This is a genomic window from Williamsia sp. D3, from assembly GCF_000506245.1.
GTDB classification, from domain to species: Bacteria; Actinomycetota; Actinomycetes; order Mycobacteriales; family Mycobacteriaceae; genus Williamsia; species Williamsia muralis.
In genome coordinates this window covers 103,043-122,487 of the sequence record NZ_AYTE01000030.1, presented here as the reverse complement: position 1 = coordinate 122,487, position 19,445 = coordinate 103,043, and the positions used below count along the sequence as shown (strand labels likewise).

General features: G+C 66.2%; 21 protein-coding genes and 1 pseudogene. 13 read left to right on the top strand and 9 right to left on the bottom strand.

Features of this window, described 5'->3' with window-relative positions:
* Position 1 precedes the first annotated feature (1 nt).
* Both W823_RS48020 and W823_RS48015 read right to left on the bottom strand, forming a co-directional pair.
* A complete protein-coding gene (locus W823_RS48020; RefSeq protein ID WP_023960227.1) occupies positions 2-202 on the bottom strand; it encodes a DUF2613 domain-containing protein in 201 nt (66 codons plus the stop codon).
* Entirely contained in the window at positions 199-759 is a 561-nt protein-coding gene (locus W823_RS48015; protein WP_031332772.1) for a universal stress protein, read from the bottom strand. The genes W823_RS48020 and W823_RS48015 overlap by 4 nt, the downstream gene beginning before the upstream one ends.
* A gap of 221 nt (positions 760-980) precedes the next feature.
* Here W823_RS48015 and W823_RS48010 point away from each other — a divergent pair, with 221 nt between their 5' ends.
* A complete protein-coding gene (locus W823_RS48010; RefSeq protein WP_023960223.1) occupies positions 981-2,114 on the top strand; it encodes a glycoside hydrolase family 3 N-terminal domain-containing protein in 1,134 nt (377 codons plus the stop codon).
* 107 nt (positions 2,115-2,221) lie between these two features.
* A complete protein-coding gene (locus tag W823_RS48005; RefSeq protein ID WP_030174971.1) occupies positions 2,222-2,818 on the top strand; it encodes a TetR/AcrR family transcriptional regulator in 597 nt (198 codons plus the stop codon).
* 81 nt (positions 2,819-2,899) lie between these two features.
* On the opposite strand, the gene W823_RS48000 is transcribed toward W823_RS48005, so the two are convergent.
* Positions 2,900-3,775, bottom strand: coding sequence for a MaoC/PaaZ C-terminal domain-containing protein (locus W823_RS48000; RefSeq protein WP_023960219.1), 876 nt, complete (start codon positions 3,773-3,775; stop codon positions 2,900-2,902).
* A gap of 1 nt (position 3,776) precedes the next feature.
* Positions 3,777-5,138 (bottom strand): 3-oxoacyl-ACP reductase, encoded by a 1,362-nt coding sequence (locus W823_RS47995; protein ID WP_031332771.1) that lies wholly within the window; start codon positions 5,136-5,138, stop codon positions 3,777-3,779.
* Positions 5,139-5,294: 156 nt separating this feature from the next.
* On the opposite strand from W823_RS47995, the gene W823_RS47990 reads away from it, so the two are divergent.
* Both W823_RS47990 and W823_RS58180 read left to right on the top strand, forming a co-directional pair.
* The gene (locus W823_RS47990) at positions 5,295-6,590 is read left to right on the top strand and encodes an acetyl-CoA C-acetyltransferase (protein WP_023960214.1); all 1,296 of its coding nucleotides are present in this window, start codon (positions 5,295-5,297) and stop codon (positions 6,588-6,590) included.
* Positions 6,591-6,930: 340 nt separating this feature from the next.
* A complete protein-coding gene (locus W823_RS58180; RefSeq protein WP_023960212.1) occupies positions 6,931-7,092 on the top strand; it encodes a hypothetical protein in 162 nt (53 codons plus the stop codon).
* Between the two features lie 79 nt (positions 7,093-7,171).
* Here the strand turns inward: W823_RS58180 and W823_RS47985 are convergent, their stop codons facing one another.
* Positions 7,172-8,551 carry a cytochrome P450 gene (locus tag W823_RS47985; RefSeq protein WP_023960210.1) on the bottom strand — a complete coding sequence of 460 codons (1,380 nt, stop codon included), beginning with the start codon at positions 8,549-8,551 and terminating at the stop codon, positions 7,172-7,174.
* A 229-nt stretch (positions 8,552-8,780) separates the two neighbouring features.
* On the opposite strand from W823_RS47985, the gene W823_RS47980 reads away from it, so the two are divergent.
* Both W823_RS47980 and W823_RS47975 read left to right on the top strand, forming a co-directional pair.
* On the top strand, positions 8,781-8,999 hold the full coding sequence (locus W823_RS47980) for a hypothetical protein (RefSeq protein WP_023960206.1): 219 nt from the start codon (positions 8,781-8,783) through the stop codon (positions 8,997-8,999).
* 15 nt (positions 9,000-9,014) lie between these two features.
* Entirely contained in the window at positions 9,015-9,893 is an 879-nt protein-coding gene (locus tag W823_RS47975) for a siderophore-interacting protein (RefSeq protein ID WP_023960204.1), read from the top strand.
* A 12-nt stretch (positions 9,894-9,905) separates the two neighbouring features.
* Here the strand turns inward: W823_RS47975 and W823_RS0129960 are convergent, their stop codons facing one another.
* The 3 genes and pseudogenes from W823_RS0129960 to W823_RS58975 form a co-directional block, all read right to left on the bottom strand.
* Positions 9,906-10,691: an ABC transporter ATP-binding protein gene (locus W823_RS0129960; RefSeq protein WP_031332767.1), complete on the bottom strand. Its 786-nt coding sequence runs from the start codon at positions 10,689-10,691 to the stop codon at positions 9,906-9,908.
* The gene (locus W823_RS47970) at positions 10,688-11,683 is read right to left on the bottom strand and encodes an iron ABC transporter permease (RefSeq protein ID WP_023960202.1); all 996 of its coding nucleotides are present in this window, start codon (positions 11,681-11,683) and stop codon (positions 10,688-10,690) included. Before W823_RS47970 ends, W823_RS0129960 begins: the two co-directional genes overlap by 4 nt.
* Positions 11,680-12,575 (bottom strand): annotated as a pseudogene (locus W823_RS58975) (FecCD family ABC transporter permease). The gene W823_RS47970 and the pseudogene W823_RS58975 overlap by 4 nt, the downstream one beginning before the upstream one ends.
* A 156-nt stretch (positions 12,576-12,731) precedes the next feature.
* On the opposite strand from W823_RS58975, the gene W823_RS47960 reads away from it, so the two are divergent.
* The 7 genes from W823_RS47960 (at position 12,732) to W823_RS47940 (ending at position 18,654) form a co-directional block, all read left to right on the top strand.
* On the top strand, positions 12,732-13,667 hold the full coding sequence (locus W823_RS47960; protein WP_023960200.1) for an ABC transporter substrate-binding protein: 936 nt from the start codon (positions 12,732-12,734) through the stop codon (positions 13,665-13,667).
* 120 nt (positions 13,668-13,787) lie between these two features.
* The gene (amiA, locus tag W823_RS59335; RefSeq protein WP_023960198.1) at positions 13,788-13,910 is read left to right on the top strand and encodes a streptamidine family RiPP; all 123 of its coding nucleotides are present in this window, start codon (positions 13,788-13,790) and stop codon (positions 13,908-13,910) included.
* 92 nt (positions 13,911-14,002) lie between these two features.
* Positions 14,003-14,716, top strand: coding sequence for a hypothetical protein (locus W823_RS47955; protein ID WP_023960196.1), 714 nt, complete (start codon positions 14,003-14,005; stop codon positions 14,714-14,716).
* Positions 14,713-15,246: a CocE/NonD family hydrolase gene (locus W823_RS59685; protein ID WP_081729837.1), complete on the top strand. Its 534-nt coding sequence runs from the start codon at positions 14,713-14,715 to the stop codon at positions 15,244-15,246. Before W823_RS47955 ends, W823_RS59685 begins: the two co-directional genes overlap by 4 nt.
* Positions 15,150-16,052 carry a CocE/NonD family hydrolase gene (locus tag W823_RS56735; RefSeq protein ID WP_235189603.1) on the top strand — a complete coding sequence of 301 codons (903 nt, stop codon included), beginning with the start codon at positions 15,150-15,152 and terminating at the stop codon, positions 16,050-16,052. Before W823_RS59685 ends, W823_RS56735 begins: the two co-directional genes overlap by 97 nt.
* Complete coding sequence (locus tag W823_RS47945; RefSeq protein ID WP_023960194.1) at positions 16,049-17,431, top strand: YcaO-like family protein; 1,383 nt, start codon at positions 16,049-16,051, stop codon at positions 17,429-17,431. The genes W823_RS56735 and W823_RS47945 overlap by 4 nt, the downstream gene beginning before the upstream one ends.
* On the top strand, positions 17,428-18,654 hold the full coding sequence (locus tag W823_RS47940) for an MFS transporter (RefSeq protein WP_023960192.1): 1,227 nt from the start codon (positions 17,428-17,430) through the stop codon (positions 18,652-18,654). The genes W823_RS47945 and W823_RS47940 overlap by 4 nt, the downstream gene beginning before the upstream one ends.
* On the opposite strand, the gene W823_RS47935 is transcribed toward W823_RS47940, so the two are convergent.
* A complete protein-coding gene (locus W823_RS47935; RefSeq protein ID WP_023960190.1) occupies positions 18,568-19,344 on the bottom strand; it encodes a SagB family peptide dehydrogenase in 777 nt (258 codons plus the stop codon). The genes W823_RS47940 and W823_RS47935 overlap by 87 nt on opposite strands.
* Between the last annotated feature and the right edge of the window lie 101 nt (positions 19,345-19,445).

Below are 19,445 nucleotides of genomic sequence, written 5' to 3'. Positions count from 1 at the left end.
GTCAGTTTGTGACTCCGGCGTTGTCCCTGGTGCCGTAGTCCACCGAGCCCTTCACGAATCCGCTGTCGGCGTTGAAGCTGTTGACGTCGGTGGCGGGCTTGTCCTCGGACGTCAGTACTCCACCCAGAAATACCGCCGCGATGGCCACGACCACGCCCAGGAGTCCAGCAACGGCGCCGGCGATCAGGCGGTTGTTCATCATGGCAGCGAAGTTACCACCCGTGATCTGGTGCGCAGGTCGGCGCGGGTATCCACGCGGCGCTTGGCGCACCCCGCCGGCACCACCAGCACCGGTCGGTGGCAGTGCTTGAGGACGTGCTCGGACACGCTGCTGTGGAGCAGTGCACGCAGGCCGGACGACCCGCGGGTGCCTGTCACCAGGATGTCGACGTCGAGGGTGTCCGCGGCGTCCACCAGCGCACCCCAGACGGTGGAATCGACCTCGGCGAGTCGTCCTTCGGCGCGAAGACCGGCGGCGATCGCGCGTTCGACTCCCCGGGCGTTGCGGGTGCGGGCATCCTCGTGGAGGGCGTCGTCGATGTCCTGGTCGACCACCGAGTGCAGCACGGGTTGCATACCTCCGGAGAGTGCAGACAGGCGTGCGCTCTGGTGCACACCCGATTCCCATGCGGTGACGACAAACGCTCGGTGGGCGGCGAGGAAGCGGCCGGCGTAGTCGATCGCACGGTCGGCATTGTCGGTTCCGTCGTAAGCGATCATGATCGTGTCTTGCTTGCCGGTACCGGACTGACTGGACATGGCGTTTTCCTCCCGTACGGGCTTGTAAGCCTCAGAATAGCGCTCAATGTAACCCACGTCACACCAGGGCGGCATGCAACACTCGTGCCATGTTCGCTCGCCCCCGGCCCAGCCCGACCCGTCCTCGCGCAAGGCTTGAAAGAGCCGGTCGACCTGCGTCGACGCGCGGCGGACGGCATCGTCCCGGCCACACTCTCGCGGTACTCGCGGTCAGCGTGGCGATGCTCGCCGCATGCAGTGGCAGCGACGGCGGCAGCGGCCTCAGTTCTACGACGGCGTACGCCCCGTCCTCGTCGTCGGTGGCACCGTCGTCGTCGACGTCCGCCGCGCCGCAGGTGATGCCGGCAGCCTGTGGCGCACGCGAACTGGCCGAGATGTCGCCCCGGCGCAAGCTGGCCCAGCTGCTGGTCGTCGGGGTGACCGGCACCCAGGATGCGGTGGACATCGTGCGCCGGGAACAGATCGGTGGCGTCTTCATCGGCAGTTGGACCGATCTCGGGATGCTGTCCGACGGCGGCGTGGCTTCTGTACAGAAGGCGGCCGAGACGCCGGTCATGGTGACGGTCGATCAGGAAGGTGGCCGCGTCTCGCGGTTGTCCGGCCTCGGTATCGACAGCCCGTCGGCGCGCGAACTGGCCGCGACGATGACGGTGGAGCAGGTGCGTGCCCTGGCCAAGGAGCAGGGCCTGCAGATGAAAGAGCTCGGCATCACCGTCGACTACGCGCCTGTCGCCGATGTGAGCGACGAATCCGACGACGAGGTGATCGGGGACCGTTCGTTCAGCGACGACCCCGCGGTGGTGACCCGTTACGCCAACGCCTACGCGCATGGTCTGCAGGACGCGGGAATCATGCCGGTGTTCAAGCACTTCCCCGGGCACGGACACGGGTCCGGTGACTCCCACACGGGAACCGTGGCGACCCCGGATCTCGACGAACTGCAGGACAGTGACCTGGTTCCTTACCGGACGTTGATCCAGCCCGGGGTGGCGGTGATGGTCGGGCACCTGATCGTGCCGGGCCTGACCGGTCCGGACACCCCCGCCAGCATCAGCGAACCCGCGATGTCCCTGCTGCGCGACGGCACGGGATATGGCGGCAAGCCCTTCGATGGTCCGATCTTCACCGACGACCTGTCAGGCATGGCTGCCATCAGTGCCAAGTACGGCATCGAGAAGGCGGCAACCCTGGCGATCAGCGCCGGCGCCGACATCGCCCTGTGGCTCTCGACCGACAAGGTGCCCGCGGTGCTCGACGCACTGACTGCGGCGATGGGTTCCGGCACTCTGCCGGCCCAGCAGGTCGATGAATCGGTGGTCCGGGTGCTGCGTGCCAAGGGCGAACTCGACTGCTGACAAGAAGTCGACTGCTGATCGGGGCGCCCCGGTCCCTTGACGGGCCGCGGCGAACTTACCGGCTGGTAAGGTGACATTCGTCTGAATTCAAAGGGGGTGTGGTCGTCGTGGCCGGAGGAACGAAGCGTTTGCCACGCGCCGTGCGAGAGCAGCAGATGCTCGACGCCGCTGTGCAAGTGTTCGCCGCCAACGGTTTTCGTGAGACGTCGATGGACGCGATTGCTGCCCAGGCCAGTATCAGCAAGCCGATGCTCTACCTCTACTACGGCTCCAAGGACGAACTCTTCGGCGCGTGCATCAGCCGTGAAGGCGCTCGGTTCATCGAGGCGATGAGCTCTGGGTTCGACCCCAATCTGCGCCAGCACGACCAGGCCCGCACGGTGATCTACAGCTTCCTGCGTTATGTGCACGACAACCGCGAATCATGGCGAGTGCTCTACCGCCTCGCCAGCGGTCAGGCCAAGTTCGCCGGCCTGGTGGCCGCGAGCCGCGCCCGGCTGATCGAGATGGTCGCCGATCTGCTGCGTCGGGGCACCACCGTCCCGCACCCCAGCGACACCGACTTCGAGCTGATGGCCGTAGCGCTCGTCGGGGCCGGTGAGGCTGTCGCCGACCGGATCTCCGAGGGCGACATCGACCTCGACGTTGCCGCCGACCTGATGGTCTCGATGGGTTGGAAAGGCCTGGCGGGCGACCGCCCCTGATCCGACTGCCCCTAACCGAAACTGGTGGGTTCGGGCGAGCCCCACCAGGGGAAATGCTCGCCCGAACCCACCAATTCGGGGTCAGCGGATGGTCGCCGTGAGGTGCGGGTAACCCTTCTTGGGATGCAGCACCGAGAGGTCGAATCCGTCGCCGGTGCGGGTGGTGTAGAGATTCACCTTGGCGGGCAACACGATCGGCTTGCCGAACCGCACGTTGTAGGTGACCTTGTCGCCCAGTTGTCCTTCGACATTCGCCACCACGCGCGCAGCGGTCCACATCCCGTGGGCGATGGCCCGCGGGAACCCGAATGCCTTGGCGCCCAGATCACTCATGTGGATCGGGTTGCGGTCGCCGCTCGCGGACGCGTACTTACGAATCAGGCCGAGGTTGGCGACCAGAGTCGCGTCCGGAGGCGCCGGACGACGGTCCTTGGGGGCTTCGCCGCGTTCACCACCGGACAAACTTGTGCGCTGCTGACTGAGGAACGTCGCGGTCTGACGGGTGACCAGCTCGTTGCCCACCGAGAACTCGGAGATCGCGTCGACGAGCATCCCCTTGCGGTGCTCCCGCAGATTCTCCGTGTGTGTACGGATGCTCAGCGGCTCGGTCACCGCGACCGGGCGGATGCGTTCGATGGTGTTCTCCACGTGCACCGAACCCACCGCCGAGAACGGGAAGTCGCGGGCGACAAGCAGTTCCATCACGAGCGGGAACTGCATCACGAACGGGAAGGTCAGCGGCAGGGTGTCGCCGAATCGCTGACCGGTGCTGGCGCAGTATGCGCGCAGCTGGTCGAGGTCGACCTTCACATCGGACAGAGCGAGTTCGGTGTCGGGGAGGTGCGCGTCGGCCTTGATGGGACCGGACTTGCCGATACCGGGCAGCATTCCGACCACCGCGCGACGATAGATGTCGGACGTGGCCGGAAACCCTTTCAGCTCAATGGTTTTTGGCACGTCACGCTCCCAGCATGCTCTGACCGCACACGCGCACCACGTTGCCGGTCACCGCGCTCGAAGCCGGATTCGCAAAGTAGGCAACGGTTTCGGCGACATCGACGGTCTGACCGCCCTGCTGCAGCGAGCTGATCCGGCGGCCCACCTCGCGGGTGGCCAGCGGGATGGCCGCCGTCATCGCGGTCTCGATGAAGCCGGGCGCGACAGCGTTGATGGTGATCTTCTTCTCCGCCAGAACCGGCGCGTACGCGTCGACGAGCCCGATCACCCCGGCCTTGGATGTGCCGTAGTTGGTCTGACCGCGGTTGCCAGCGATGCCGGCGATGGACGACACATCGATGACCGCGCCACCCTCCCGCAGTGCGCCGGCCTCCAGCAGGTCGTCGACCAGCTGCTGCGGGGCGATCAGGTTCACGCCGATGACCGCGTTCCAGCGGGCGTCGTCCATGTTGGCGAGCAGCTTGTCGCGGGTGATGCCGGCGTTGTTGACGATGATGTCGATGCCGCCGTGACGTTCGAGTGCGTGCTCGGCGAGCTTGGCACCGGCATCAGGAGCGGTGACGTCGATCGGCAGCGCGGTGCCGCCGACCTTGTTGGCGGTGGCCGACAGCGCTTCACCGGCCGCGGGGATGTCGGCGGCGATGACGTGGGCGCCGTCACGCGCGAGGACCTCGGCGATGGTGGCGCCGATACCGCGGGCGGCACCGGTGACCACGGCAACCTTGCCGGTCAGCGGCTTGTCCCAGCTGGCCGGGGCAACCGCATCCTTCTCGTCGACGCGGATGACCTGGGCGTCCACAAACGCCGACTTCGCCGACAGCAGGAATCGCAGGGTCGATTCCAGTCCGCTCAAACCGGTCTTGGCATCGGGGGAGACGTAGACGAGCTGGGCGGTTGCGCCGTTGCGCAGTTCCTTGCCCAGCGAACGGGTGAAGCCCTCGAGTGCGCGCTGTGCGACATGCTCGCTCGGGTTCTTGATCAGCTCCGGAGTGGTGCCGATGACCACGAACCGCGCACTGTTGCCCGCCGACCGGATGGTGGGCGCGAAGAACTCGAACAGCTGCGACAGCTCGGACGATTTGGTGATGCCGGTGGCATCGAGCACCGCCGCACCCAACTTGTCCGCACCGCGACCATTGGTGTTGTTCACGATGAGTTCGTAATCGTCGGCGAGAAGCTCACGAAGCGGTTCGATCAGCCTGCCGTTGCCGCCGATCAGGACGGGCCCTGCCAGCGGGGGCTCGCCGGCCTTGTAGCGGCGCAGCGTGGGCGGCTGGGGCAAGCCCACCTTGCTCGCGATGAACGCGCCCGGTCCTGAGCTGACGATGGTCGAGTAAAGGTCGGTGGTTCCTGTGGCAGACACGTGCACTCCCTTTTCTTTGCTTTTGAACGCTTCGCGTACGGCATGTGTGTTGTGTGCACCACCCGAGTCGGGCATATCCCGGGGGCGGCTCGACAACGAACTTACTCGGGAGTAAGAATACGCCATAAGAGCCATCCACAACTTGGGAGATCCACAGTGGTATCGAATAACCAGACCCGTACCGTGCGACCTGTCGCGATCGTCGGCGGCAACCGGATCCCGTTCGCCAAGCAAGACGGGGCCTACGCCAAGGCCAGCAACCAGGACATGTTCACCGCCACCCTCGACGGCCTGATCAGCAGGTTCAGCCTTCAGGGCGAGCGGCTGGGCATGGTGGCCGGTGGTGCCGTGCTCAAGCACGCGCGCGACTTCAACCTCATCCGTGAGTCGGTCCTCGGCTCGGCGTTGTCGCCCTACACCCCGGCCTTCGACCTCCAGCAGGCCTGCGGCACCGGTCTCCAGGCGATCTCTGCTGTGGCCGACGGCATCGCGACGGGCAAGTTCGACGCCGGTATCGGCGGCGGCGTCGACACCACCTCCGACGCCCCGATCGCGGTATCCGAGGATCTGCGACAGTCGCTGCTGGCAGTGAACCGGGCCCGCAGCACCGTCGACCGCCTCAAGGCCATCGCCAAGCTCCCGACGTCGCTGGGCATCGAGATCCCACGCAACGGTGAACCCCGTACCGGCATGTCCATGGGTGAGCACGCCGCGATCACCGCCAAGGAGTTCGGCATCAAGCGGTCCGACCAGGACGAACTCGCCGCAGCCAGCCACAAGAACATGGCAGCCGCATACGACCGCGGATTCTTCGACGACCTGATCACCCCGTTCCTCGGGCTCACTCGCGACCAGAACCTGCGGCCGGGAAGCACCGTCGAGAAGTTGTCGACTCTCAAGCCGGTCTTCGGGGTGTCCCTCGGCGACGCCACCATGACTGCGGGCAACTCGACTCCGCTGACCGACGGCGCCTCCGCTGTGTTGCTGAGCACCGACGAGTGGGCTGCGGAGAAGAAGCTGCCGGTGCTCGCACACCTCGTGGATGTCGAGACCGCCGCGGTCGATTACGTCAACGGGCCCGACGGCCTGCTCATGGCTCCCACCTACGCGATTCCGCGTCTCCTCCAGCGCAACGGCCTGACCTTGCAGGACTTCGACTACTACGAGATCCACGAGGCCTTCGCCTCGGTCGTCCTGTGCACGCTGGCGGCGTTCGAGTCCGACGCGTACTGCAAGGAGCGGTTGGGCCTCGATTCGGCACTCGGCAGCATCGACCGCAGCACGCTCAACGTGAACGGGTCCTCGCTGGCGGCCGGCCATCCGTTTGCTGCCACCGGCGGCCGGATCGTCGCCCAGACGGCCAAGCAGATCAAGGAGAACGGCGGCGGACGTGCGCTGATCTCGATCTGCGCTGCCGGCGGGCAGGGCGTCACCGCGATCATCGAGGCGTGATCGGACGCCGGGTATTGCACATCTGAAAAAAGTTTTTGAAGGTGTGTAACGCCCGGCGCCTCTACGGCGAAGTACTTGATAACTCCGGTTGAGCTGCACGACCCCCGACCCTGTAGCTCAACCGGAGCCCTATTTTTCCCGGTGTGACAATCCGCCGGTTCCTGTGGTCGCTCGTCGACCCGGCCCGTACCGCTCTCGAAGCGGGAGGCCCGTGGCCTCCCGATGTGGCGTCGGCTACATCCGTCCGCCCGGACGCAATAAACAGCTGTCTCTTGACGTTTGGAATCTCGCTGTGTGAGTCAGCCGCCCTTGCCGGGCGGGAGATATCAGGAGGTGGACCATGAGTTCTTACTCGCCGCCGGCGACATGGACGTCACCGACGTTCCGTGCCCACACTCGTCCGATCGGCGACGAACCCGGGCCGGGCTGGTCGGGTTATCTGGTGGTCGCGGCAGTACTGGGACTGCTGGCGTTGATGTTGATCGGCGCCACCCCGAGCTGACGTCCGCCCGCCGGGCCCGCCGCGTCCGGGTACCGGCGGGCCACGGCCACAGCCCGGTCTCACACCGCGGAGCGCCCGATCACACCGCAGAGGGCGCAGACACCTCGAACCGGAGACCGAAGTTGTTGAGGGTGAGGGGAAGCGGTGTGTCGGGCGACAGGTGCGGTGTGGAGGTCAGCGTAAAGCGCCCACCCCGCAGCAGATGGGCGAGGAACGTGCTCGTGGTGAACAAGACGAGGTTCTCGCCAGGGCATCGGGCCGGTCCGGCACTGAAGGGCACCAGATCCGGGCGTGCTGCGGCCCGGCCGTCGCTCCAGATGTCCGGGGCGAACGTGTTGGCGTAATTCGCCAGTTCGGGGTCCCGATGAAAGACCGGTGCCTGGATGATGACTCCGGCGCCGGCTTTGGCCACCATCGAGCGGTCGTCGCCCCAATAGGTGTCGGCTGTGGTGTCCCGCAGGATGCTGGGCGTGGTGGGCCACAGTCGCACCGATTCCAGCATGCAGTTGCGAAGGAAGTCGTACGTGCGCGGCTCCGTGCCATCGGATCCGACCTCGGACAAGGCCCGCTGCATCTGCCCGGGATGAGTGGCCAGCAGCGCGAGTGCACGGCTCATCGCGATTCCCGCGGCGTCGAATGCGAACAGCCAGTGGGGCATCTGCCCGATGGGATCGACCGCAGGTGTTGTCGGTATCTCGCCGAGTGCCGCTGCCAGACTTCCGGGGGCCGGGTCGGCGACGTACTGGTACAGCCGCTCGATGAACCGCTCCCGTCTCATCGGATGCGGGCGCGACAGGAAAGACCAGTTGCCGGCCGCCCGGAGTTTTCTCAACAGGTCGGTGGTCTGCTCGTCGTCGCGTGCAGTGTCGCCGAAGGTGATCCGCCGTACCGCTTTCCACCAGGCGATCAACAGGTCGTCGGCGCTCATGGACCCCGCTTCTGTCATCTGAGAGAGAAGGACGTCTGCTTCTTGACCGGCCACGTCCGCGATCGTGCTTGCCATCCTGTGCAGTTCACGCGGGGTGTCGAGCGCGGCGACGTTGACCAGCCGTCGTTGCTCACGGAGGTGTCCCTCCGAGATGAGAACCGCATGCGGTTGAAACGGGTTGAGCGCGGCCTTCTTCTCCCGTGTCGCCGGATTGAACGGATCCGGCGATTCCTCGAGCACCCGCTGGACGTCGGCAGGATCAAGGATCACCAGAATCCGACGGCCAGGTAGTACCAGCTCGACGGGTCCGGACCCGTACTGCTCGCGCAGTCGGCGTGCGCACTTGAGTGCGGTGGAGTCGGCTTGCACTCGCTCGAGCCCGGCCATCACCAGCGGTCGGCGCACGATGACACCGGCAGCGACGGCGGCAAAGCCGAGCTCCGCGAGTACGCGCAGGGCACCGGCACCGCGAATCCGGGGCACCGGAGTGGTGTGCCCGGCGGTCGTGTGCGCGGATGTCGCCTCGGTCATGGGCTGTGGTCCTCTCTGGCGTGAGCGCTTCGACTTCGAGGAGTCGACCCACTTGCGGATGGTCTGGGCCTGCGTGCATGTGGTGGCCGAATTCCCACTGCTGATGGGCTTAAACCCGATCGATGGGGTTTGAAGTGGTGCCGTTGTGGGCACACTTCGCCGAGCGCGATGCGCTGTGTGCTCGCATGCCGTGGGCTCACCGGGGTGACTTATCGAGGTGGACTGTCTGATGCGTGGGGATTCGTCATCGATCCTGTGCCTGTGGTGCGGATTCGAGCTCGCGGCGTCAAGATTTGCTGATCCGGTGGCCGCTGCTGCTGTGGCGACCATGAACGGCTGGTCGGTGAGCGACCACCACACCCTGTGTCCGTCATGCGCCACGGCCTTCGCGGCGATCCAGCAGAACGTCCTGGACGAAGATCGCGACTGCCCAACAACAGTTGGTTAGGGTAACCTTCCCCGCATGGGATTTTCGTTTGCGCGGGTGGTCGAGAACACCGAGCTGAACCCGCGGCTCCGCCGAGTCGTTTTCTCCGTACCCGATGTCGCCGTCCTCGAACTGCCTGACCTGGCGGACGAAGTGGTCGGCATCTACTTTCCGACCGCTGGTGGCGGCCGCCCCCCGGCCATGGAGAACCGGGACGGTGTCTGGGGCTACTACGATCAGGAGACCCCGCCGGAGGGTCGCAATTACACGGTTCGTTCTGTCGATCGGACTGCTAACACGATGGTGGTCGACTTCGTGGTGCACGACCACGGCGTCGCCACCTTGTGGGCGCAGGGTGCCCAGGTCGGAGACGAGGTCGGGATGTCCCACGCTCGAGGCTGGTACCGCCCTGAGGCAACCACCGAGTGGCAACTACTGGTCGCCGACCTCGCGGGTCTGCCCGCGCTCGCCCGGATCATCGAAGGACTGTCTGCGCAGGCCAGGGTCACCGCCATCGTGGAAGTTGTCGACGAGTCCGACCTCGACTATCTGCCCCGGCGCGACAACGTGGACCTGATCAGTCTGGTCGGCAGCGGAAACGGCTACGGCGACAGCCGACTCGGCGAGGCAGTCGAGCGGTTCGGTCACCCCGAGGGCCGCGGGTACTGCTGGTTCGCCGCCGAGGCAAAGGCATCGCGGGCTGTTCGCAAGCACTTCCGCAAGCAGTTCGGCTGGAAGGCCGACCAGTGCGACATCATCGGCTACTGGCGATTCGACGGGGAAGCCTGGGCCAAGAGGTTCGAGCAGGTCGGTGGTGAGCTGTACGCGGTGTACGCGGCAGCGCTCGCCGAGGGCAAGAGTGAAAAGGTGGCTTCGGAAATCTTCGACGACGCGCTCGAACGCGCTGGGCTCTGATCTCGTCGCGCTTCATTCCGCGGTGAACATCGGCCGCCCGGACACCGGGTCACGGCTGATCCGGGCGCGTACGTCGAACACCGTGTGCAGCAGGTCGGCGGTCAGCACGTCGTCCGGATGACCGTCGGCAAGGACCGTGCCGTCGCGCATCGCGACGATCCGATCGCAGTATCGCGCGGCCTGGTTGACGTCGTGTAGCACCATCACAACGGTTTTGCCATGTGCGCGAACGAGTTCGACGATCAGTTCCATCAGATCGATCTGATGACGGATGTCGAGATACGTGGTCGGCTCGTCGAGCAGCAGCACGCCCGTGTCCTGGGCAAGTGCCATCGCGATCCAGGCCCGTTGACGTTCACCGCCCGACAACGAATCGAGGCGCCGTTCGGCCATCGACGTCACTCCCGCCATCGACATCGCCCTGGCCATCACTTCGTCGTCGCGGCGACTGAGCATGGCAAGGGGGCCCAGCCGCGGATACCGCCCCTGTTCCACCAGCTCACGAACCCGCAGTCCTGCCGGGATCGTGGAGGTCTGCGGAAGGATCGCAAGCCTGCGTGCAACATCGACCGTCTTGCGCGTGGCGATGGGTTGACCGTCCAGTCGAACCTCGCCATGGCGGGGCGTGAGTACCCGGGCCAGAGCCATCAGCAGCGTGGACTTGCCCGAGCCGTTGGGCCCCACCAGGGCTGTTGCGGTACCGGACTCGATCCGCAGGTTCAGGCCGTCGACGACGGCACGTCCGCGATAGCCGAGTTCGAGGTCGAATCCCTCGAGCAGCGGCGGACTTTGATTCATCTGCGTTCCTTTCGGACGAGCCAGATCAGGTACGGCGCACCCAGTGACGCGGTGACGGCGCCGACCGGGAGGCCGGTGACCGCCGGGCCACTCCCGGGCAGATCGAGTGTGATGCTGAAGGCCAGGAGATCCGCGGCCGACAGAGCGATTGCCCCGAGCACCATGCTGACGGGTATCAGATCCCGGTAGTCGCCGCCGACGAGGATGCGTGCCAGATGTGGTGCCATCAACCCGATGAATGCCACCGCACCGGCTGCCGTGACGGCCGCGGCTGCCGCGAGCACCGCGACCATCAGCAGCACGAAACGGGTTCGCGCCGTGCGCAATCCCAGACCTGTGGCGGTGACGTCGCCGAGCGAGAGGACATTGACCCGCGAGGATGCGAGCAGAGCACAAACCCCGAGTACGAGGACCCAGGGCCACAGGGCATTCCAATCGGACTGCGTACGCGCGTTGAGTGATCCGATGAGCCACCGGAGCACCACGCCCATCGGCTGCGCGTCGACGACAAGCAGCAACGAGGTGACTGCGCCGAGGATGGCGCCCAACAGGATTCCCGCCACCGCCAGTGAGCGTCGGCCGACCAGGTACAGCAAGACACCGGCGGCGACTGCGCCGACCAACGAGGCGATGGCCGCCATGTCCTGGTCTGGGAACGCGAGTATGGCCACGACAACACCGAGTGCCGCGCCCGCCCCGACTCCGGTGGTTCCCGGTTCGGCGAGTGGATTACCGATCACGGCTTGCAGCAGTGCGCCCGAGAGAGCAAGCAGGACACCGGCACCCATGCCGACGAGTACCCGGGGGAGGCGGTACTTGAGGACGATGACCTCGTGTGCGCGGATCTCCGACGTGCCGCTCAGTACCCGGAAGGTGTCGGCGGCGCCGAGGTCGGAACGCCCGATCATCAGATGCGCCATCACGAGTGCGACGAGCACGACTGCGCCGCCGGCCAGGAGGGGGATGGGGCGCAGCAAAATCGGTTCCCTCATGCCGCCGAGTCCTGGCGGCGTAGTGCGATGAGCAGGGTCGGGACGCCGATCAGGGTGGTGGTGATACCCACCGGGATCTCGATGGGATACAGCGTAATTCGGGACAAGAGGTCAGCGGCGGTGAGCAACAGTGCGCCCGCGACCGGTGTCAGCCAGAAGACCCGGCGGGCACTGGTGGTGCGCAACGCCCACCTGCACAGGTGCGGCGCCAACAGGGCCACGTACGCCACCGGGCCGCACACGCAGGCGACAACCGCCGCCAGGACACCGGCGCACCCGAGCGCCGACAGCCGTGCACGAAACACGTTGATGCCCAAACCCGCCGCAACATCGTCGCCGAGGGGCAGTGCTGCCACGCGGTGCCGTAGGAACAGGGCTGCCGGCACGGCGACGGCGAGCCAGGGAGCGACCACCGCGACGTGTGGCCAGCCGCGATCGCTGAGGCTTCCCAACAGATAGCGGAACAGCAATGGCAGGTTGCCCTCGGTGCCCAGGCTCACGAGCGCGATCACGAGTCCAGACGCCAACGCGGTGACCGCCGAGCCGATCAGCAGCATCGTGGTGGGGTCGTGGGTTTTTCCACTGCCACGAGCACCGTCGAGCCGGCCACTGCGGCGCCGAGCAGGGCGACGTACGGCAGCTGGTGCAGCCCCACCGGCAGCGCGAGCACGGTCACCGCGGTCAACACCACGGCAGCGCCCGAGGACACGCCCAGGAGTTCGGGGCCGGCGATGCGGTTCTGCATCGCGTCCTGCATCAAGATGCCCGTCAGGCCGAGGGCGGCCCCGCACATCACGCCGAGCAGTGCTCGTGGCAACCGGGAATCCGCCACGTAAGGGTGAAGGGGATCGGAAGCGTCGGTGAGTGCGGCGAGAGCCTTGAGCGGCGTCACCACCGGGTCTCCGGCGCACAGGGCGACCACCACCACGCTGCGATCGCGGCCGTACCCAGCAGCAACGAGCCGATGAGCCGTCGGTTGGGTCGCCTCTGGGCAGTCGTATTGACAATGGTTATCATTTCACTCAACATCATCTGCAAGGGAGATCGAATGCGCAAGTCCATCGCTCTGTCCACCACTCGAGGTCTCGTCGCGGCCGCATCGGCATTGGCGTTACTGGGGGTGGCAGCCTGCGGCACCGACGGTGACGAGCCGGCCGCGGAGTCGATCGTCGTGACCGACGCAACCGGCACCACGGTCACCCTGGCGGGCCCGGCCGACCGAATCGCCTGTCTGACAATGATCTGCGTCGACGCTCTCAAGGAAGTGGGGATCACCCCCGTTGCCTACCGGGAGGATCTGGCCCTCGATGAGCGGTTCTTCGGGCCCGACGCGGACATGCGAAAGATCACCGGCGGCTTCGGTGAGGAGAACGTAGAAGACATCGCCATGTCCGAGCCCGACCTGGTCATCGGGCTCGGTGGCGTACAAGACGGGCTGCGAGCAGCTGTCGAGGAGTCCGCGCCGTTGTATCTGGTCGATCCGTCCTCGTGGCAGGACTCGGTCGAGTTCTTGCGCACCGTAGGGCAATTGACGGGCAAGCAGGCAGAGGCAGACGCTGCGGCCCAATCGTTTGTCGAGCGCGTCGAAACCGCGCACCAGAAGCGCAGTGACCTCACCACGTTGTCGATGTACGGGGAGCCGGGCAGTCTCGGTGTCGACTCCGTCGAGACGCCGGTCGGTTCGCTTCTCGCCGAGGTCAGTGACTACCCGTGGCCGGCCGGCACCGACGCCTTCGCAACCGTGTCGGTTGAACAGATCGCCGGTGTCAACCCCGATGTCATCTTCGCGCAGGCATTTTCGTCCGGCGATGACGCGGAACCGCTGTCGGCGAGGCTGGCGACGAATCCGATCTGGCCCTCGATCGCGGCAGCGCAGAACAACCGCGTGGTCGAGGTGGAGGCGAGCGTGTGGGCCACCGGCCGCGGGACCGTGTCGTTGGGCATTGTTCTCGATGAGGTGACGGACGAGTTGGCAAAGTCCTGACGGATGGCGGCCACGCTATTGAAAATGATTGTCAAATAGCCTAGCGTGAGTCCTGGCTGTTCAACGAGCGGCCGATTCGGTTGCGATGCAGCCGAATTCACAACAAAGCGAAGGAGATTCATGAACGACAATGAGTTCTTCCGTTCCATCCAGGCGCCGGTGAGCCTGGCGACCCATTCCGCGGGCCACAGCAATGCGCTCGTCGAGAACCCGTTCGACGACGCACAGGATTCCGAGGACTGATAGGTCCTCGCATCCCCTGATGTGTCAAGAGCCCGCGTGCCATCCGAGTGACGTCCCGGGTGGCACGCGGGACTGGATGAGAAGCGAGACCCGTGCAGCTGTCCCCGAATACCGCCATATATCAAGCACATCAGGGCTTTGTCCTGCGCACCGCCGACGACGAGCACTTCGAACTCACTCTGGGTGGTGCCGAGGTGCACGAGCTCTTGTCGGTGCTGTCCGGCAACGCGTCACCTGCCTCGGGCAGGGTCCGTGCCGCCCTGAGTGCTTTGGTCGACGCAGGTCACGTGGTCACCGCCGTGTCGCGGCCGACCGTGGCAGTGCGTGGGCAGGGCAAGATCGCGGCTGCGACCTCGAAGAGGCTGGGAGCGCGCGTGTCCGGTGAAAGCGTGAGCGCTGACGTCGTCTGTCACGTCAGCGACGATCCCGTTGATCCGGCCGAGGTCGGCGCCGTGGACCTGGCCAGCTATCGCGACGGGATCATCCAGGTGATCACTCCGCAGGCGGTCGGTATCGCGGACGTGGTCGGCCGGCGTCGTGCCTGCGCCATTCATCGTGACCGGATGCAGTCGCATCACCGGCCGGTTGACGGCGGGCTGCGGCTGGAGTCGTCCCTGCATCCGGTGTCTGATCGGGCAGCTGATGTGATCGCGGACCTCATCGTCACCGAGATCGACGAGCGACAGGATCGGTCGATCACCGAGTCGGCGGCGAGCCGCTCGCGGCATCTGCTGACCACTGTCGACCTACGCACCCTGCGGGTGGTCCCGCGACCCGTGTTGCCCATTCCCGCTGTGCCGCAATGACTTGTTCACTGACCGAGACCCAAGTCGACGGACTTCACACAAATGTCTTCCTGCCGGATACCGCGCCGAGGTCTGTCCTCATAATCCGCACGCCCTACGATGCCGGCGCCTATCGGGCAGAAGCGCACGCGTGGGTTCGTCGGGGAATCGGAGTGGTCACCCAGGATGTCCGGGGACGTCACCGTTCCCGCGGTCGTTTTCGGCCGTTCGAGAACGAGGGGGCCGATGGGCTCGCGACCCTGCAGTGGGTTGCGAGCCGATCGTGGGCCGGCGCACCGGTGATCCTGTACGGCACGTCGTATTCCGCGCACTGCGCGGTGGAGACGGCGATCGCCGCGGCCGAGGCGGGGGTCGACGCCGTCGGCGGGGTGTCGGTGGCGGTTCCCGCGCTCGGCTCGGTGAGACGGCACGCAACATCGATGGATGCTTCTACTTGCAGTCGCGGGTGGGCTGGTGGCTCGAACACGGTGAAGGATCCGAATCGCCCGGCGCCGCAATCCCTGACGGCCTGCTCGACACGCTGCCGGTGACCGACATCGGCCGCCGCGCCACACCGCTGATCTCGGCATGGGAAAAAGTGATTCTGGCCGATCGTCGAGATCGTGAACGCGGCAAGGAGATTTCGCGCCTTCGCTGTCCGCTGTTTGCCGTCGGTGGCATGGCGGATTGGTTTGCGCAGGACACTGTCGACCTCTGGACGTCCTGGGGTGGCCCGGCGGCGCTGGTCATGGGTCCCTGGGACCACAGTCTGCGCGGCTCCGACCGAGCCCGCCGCATGGAGTCGTGGATTGAAGACGTGTGTGCCGGCACCCCCACAACCGGAGCGCAGGTGCTCGGCCTCCCTGGAGGGACGGTTGACCTGACCCGGTGGCCGAGCACCGAGGCGTCCACTGTTCTGCCAGGCGGGCGATTTCCCGCCGACCCCACCGATCCCTTCCCTTCGATGGCTCACGGGGCAGACCTCAGCGAGGCGGCCGCGCGGCCGGATTGCCTTGTTCTCGACCTGCCGAACCGTTCTGCCGCACTCATCGGAACACCCACCGTACGAGTGCATCCGACTCACGGAGCCGGACACTGGGGCGCTCTGCTCGCCATCCGGCGCCGCGACGGTCGACTCGAACAGGCGGCGCACGGCATGTCCACGCACACGACGATCCACCTCACCCCGGTGGCCGCCCACCTCGACACAGGAGAATCGATGGTCCTCATCCTCTCGGCGCATTCCTTCCCTCGCCACGCGCGGGATCTCCAGTCGCGCAACGACCACCTCGCCGGCACCGAAACGCGTGCAGTCCTTCGCGAGGTCGAGTCCGTGACGTTGGACATGCCCGCATGAACCCGCCTGCGGCAGAACAGAACACATCAACCGTCCTGTCGGCCGAGGACTTGATCGATCCGTACGCCGGCGTCATCCGGGCCCTGCACCCCGTGGATCGGCTCGACGCGATGCCCGAACGGTATGTGGGACTGACCGCCGAGATCGCCGACACCAGAACGCATGGGAACTGGCCGAGTGACCTGGTGTCCCTCGGAACCACCTTCGCCGACGAGGCGGGTGCCCGTATCGCGGCGATCGGCGAGGCCGTCGAGCGGTACTGCGGCAATTACGTGCCGAAAGACCTGCCGCGGGCGACATCTCGGGAGTTACGCAGCGCGGGTGTGCGCCATCTGGGGCCCGATGAACTGAACTTCTTCGCCGAGTGGCAACTCGAGACGCCGAGGTTCCCGTTCGCGCGGTTCACCCATGACACGGTGATCGCCTGGTGTGAGGGCCGCGGTGACGACGGAGAACCGACGCTGGTGCCTGCGTCGTACGTCTATCTCAACTGGCGAACCGGTACCCGTAAGCGCGACCCGTGGCTACACCATCTGAACTACGCGGGCATCGCCACCGGAGCAGGCCTGGACGACGCTGCCGCCCGAGGGTTGCTCGAACTCGTGGAACGGGACTCACTGTCGTTGTGGTGGCATCTGAACCTGCCCGCCCGCGGTATCGACATCGGTAGCGTGCCAGGCCTGGCCGACGACCTCGGTGACACGCGATTACGTTGTCACCTGCTCGAATTGCCCGCATACTTCGGTGTCCCGGTGGTCGCTGCGGTGATCCACGACCCGGAACTGGGCATCGTGGCGGGGGGTTTCTCCGCCAAGCTCGACCCAGCCGAGACCGCACGGAAGGCGGTCCTCGAGGCCATTCACAGCTGGGTGTTCACGCGGGGCCTGCTGGAGCCCGACGGCTGGGTGTTCGGCTCCATGGAGGCCGGGGTCCTCTCCCGCGGGTTGTATCTGGACCATCGGGCGGACCGCAGTTACCTCGATGCCGCCGGTGTGCGGAGTGAGCATGTCCGCGATCTCGGGGCGCAGGCGCAGGTGTGGCTGGATCCATTGACGCAGGAAGCGTTGCTGCCGCGCTTCACCGAACCGGCCACCACGGTGGGTATCGACGAACTGCCCACCGGCGACCTCCTCGATCTCAAGCACCGACTGCGCGCTGCCGGTCACCAGATCGTTGTCTGCGACATCACCACGCCCGACATCGCACTGACGCCGCTGCGGGTGGCGCGGGTGTGCGCCGCCGGTCTGATTCCGAACGCCCCGGCGGGGTTCCCCTACTTCGGTCTGCCGCGCTGGCGGGAGGTCGCGCGAGCAGAGGCGACGGGCCGCGATCCGGACGACCCGAACTCGTTGCTGCTGGTGGCTCCTCCGAGTCTATGAACCCGTTTCGCACATTCGTGGTCGCGCGCGCCATCTGCTGGGCGGGCAACGCCGTCACGCTGGTGGCACTGCCCCTTCTCGTCTACCAGCAGAGCGGCTCGGCACTGCTGTCCGGTGTGACGTTCGCCGTCGAGTCGCTGCCCTATCTGCTGTTCGGGTTCTTCGCCGGCGCGGTGGCGGACCGGTTCGACCGCAAGTCCATCCTGGTTGCCGCCCAGATGCTGAGTGCGGTTGCGCTGGCGTCGATTCCGCTGGCGAATGTCGCTGGGGACGTCCTGATCGTGCACGCCCTCACCGTTGCCTTCGGAGTGTCGACGCTGTTCGTGTTCTACGATGCGGCGTCGTTCGGGGTGGTGCCCGCTCTGGTCGGGCGGGACCGGATAGCCGACGCCACAGGGACATTGGTGTCTGTGGGTACCGTCATCGGGATCGCCGGACCGTTGCTGGGTGGTGTGGCGGCCACTGTGCTCAGTCCCGCCGGTGCGATCGCGATCGATGCATGCTGCTATCTGTCTGCAGCGGCACTCACCGCCACCATTGCGATCCCCCCGAAAGCCATCGAAGCCGTTCCGGGCCGTCGTATCTCGGACCAGATAGGTGAGGGGTTGCGATACATCTGGCAGCAGCCGGTGGTGCGCGCACTGACTCTGGTGGGAATCGGTGTGAGCCTCGCCAACGGCGTGGTGGTCGGACTGATGGTGGTGGTGGGTGTCCGGCGACTGGGCCTGGACGATGGCGACGCCCGACTGGGTGCGTTGTACGCGGCCACCGCGCTCGGTGCGTTCCTCATCAGCCTTGTCAGCGCGAAGATCCAGCGTGTCGTGGACACCGGGAAGATCACCCTCGCCGGGATCGCCGTGTCCGCCGGGGCAATGCTGCTGTGGGCACAGACGCCCTGGTTTGTCGTCTCGCTGGTGATCCTGGTTGTGTACCAGGCTGCCAACACGATGATCATCGTCAACGGAATCGTTGTGCGGCAATCGATCACGCCTGACGAGTTGCAGTCGCGGGTGAACACGACGGCGCGGATGATCGCCATGGGCGGTACCCCGTTCGGCGCTGCGATGGGTGGGGCGGTGGCGCAGGTCGGCGGTGTCGGTGTGGCGGTGTCCGCCGGCGCGGTGGCCCTGCTGTGTTCAGCCTTCGTCGGCTGGCGGATGGGGGTCGCCCGGCTCCCGCTGCTTGCCGACCTCACACCGGGCGCCCACGGCAAAGGCGAGTAGTGGGACCTGGCTGCGCTGCAACGAGAGCATCTCGCTGATCCGGTTGTCATAGAACCCGGATATCGCACAGCCGGCGAGGTCGAGTGCGGTGGCGATGAGGTACAGGTGTGCTGCAGCCAGGCCGGCATCGACATGCAAGGTGCGATAGTGCCGCTCAGAATATCTGTTCAGTGTCGCGTCGAGTTCGCCGACGAGAATGACGACAACCGGAGCGCGTCGGGCGAACTGCGGTTGAACGAGACCCTGTGCGAGTGCGCCGCGTACGTCGCCTGTTCTGCGCCGGAGCAACCGGTGGTGGCCGCGGTCGAATTCGTACACACCCACGGGTATCTCGTCGAGTGCTTGCAGCGCAACCACGTAAACGGTGGTCGACGGCAGGCCACCGGCGCTGGGATGGAAAGTCAACAAGCGCTCCTCGCCGTCGCCGGTTCGTACGGCGCGCTGTGGACCGAGCGCCCACCGCAGCAATGCCGACAGGTCTGGGTGGCCGAGTGGGCCGTAGCTGTACCGCGAGCGCCGGTCGCGGAGGACGCCGTCGATGGGAACCGATGGCGCGTCCGCGGGTTCACTTAGCGTGATCACCCCGTCGCCCTCGGACAGCTGGATCGGCGACACCGGAGGGCCGGGGTCGGTGAGGGCGCTGTGGACTGCCCGTGCGCGCTCGACTCTTGTACCCACCAGACCATCCATGGCATGTAGTCTAATGACAACGATTGTCATTAGTTCGCCGGGCAGGTAGTGTCCTGAATGCACCGAAAGTCGGTCGCGGATGAAGGCGCGCAGCAGGACAC

Coding starts and splice junctions, on each gene's coding strand:
- W823_RS47960 (WP_023960200.1), top strand. CDS start 12,732: ATGCGCAAGTCCATCGCTCTGTCCACCACTCGAGGTCTCGTCGCGGCC.
- W823_RS47980 (WP_023960206.1), top strand. CDS start 8,781: ATGCGTGGGGATTCGTCATCGATCCTGTGCCTGTGGTGCGGATTCGAG.
- W823_RS59685 (WP_081729837.1), top strand. CDS start 14,713: ATGACTTGTTCACTGACCGAGACCCAAGTCGACGGACTTCACACAAAT.
- W823_RS47940 (WP_023960192.1), top strand. CDS start 17,428: ATGAACCCGTTTCGCACATTCGTGGTCGCGCGCGCCATCTGCTGGGCG.
- W823_RS58180 (WP_023960212.1), top strand. CDS start 6,931: ATGAGTTCTTACTCGCCGCCGGCGACATGGACGTCACCGACGTTCCGT.
- W823_RS48020 (WP_023960227.1), bottom strand. CDS start 202: ATGATGAACAACCGCCTGATCGCCGGCGCCGTTGCTGGACTCCTGGGC.
- W823_RS47935 (WP_023960190.1), bottom strand. CDS start 19,344: ATGGATGGTCTGGTGGGTACAAGAGTCGAGCGCGCACGGGCAGTCCAC.
- W823_RS0129960 (WP_031332767.1), bottom strand. CDS start 10,691: ATGAATCAAAGTCCGCCGCTGCTCGAGGGATTCGACCTCGAACTCGGC.
- W823_RS48010 (WP_023960223.1), top strand. CDS start 981: ATGCTCGCCGCATGCAGTGGCAGCGACGGCGGCAGCGGCCTCAGTTCT.
- W823_RS47970 (WP_023960202.1), bottom strand. CDS start 11,683: ATGAGGGAACCGATTTTGCTGCGCCCCATCCCCCTCCTGGCCGGCGGC.
- W823_RS47985 (WP_023960210.1), bottom strand. CDS start 8,551: ATGACCGAGGCGACATCCGCGCACACGACCGCCGGGCACACCACTCCG.
- W823_RS47975 (WP_023960204.1), top strand. CDS start 9,015: ATGGGATTTTCGTTTGCGCGGGTGGTCGAGAACACCGAGCTGAACCCG.
- W823_RS47945 (WP_023960194.1), top strand. CDS start 16,049: ATGAACCCGCCTGCGGCAGAACAGAACACATCAACCGTCCTGTCGGCC.
- W823_RS48015 (WP_031332772.1), bottom strand. CDS start 759: ATGTCCAGTCAGTCCGGTACCGGCAAGCAAGACACGATCATGATCGCT.
- amiA (WP_023960198.1), top strand. CDS start 13,788: ATGAACGACAATGAGTTCTTCCGTTCCATCCAGGCGCCGGTGAGCCTG.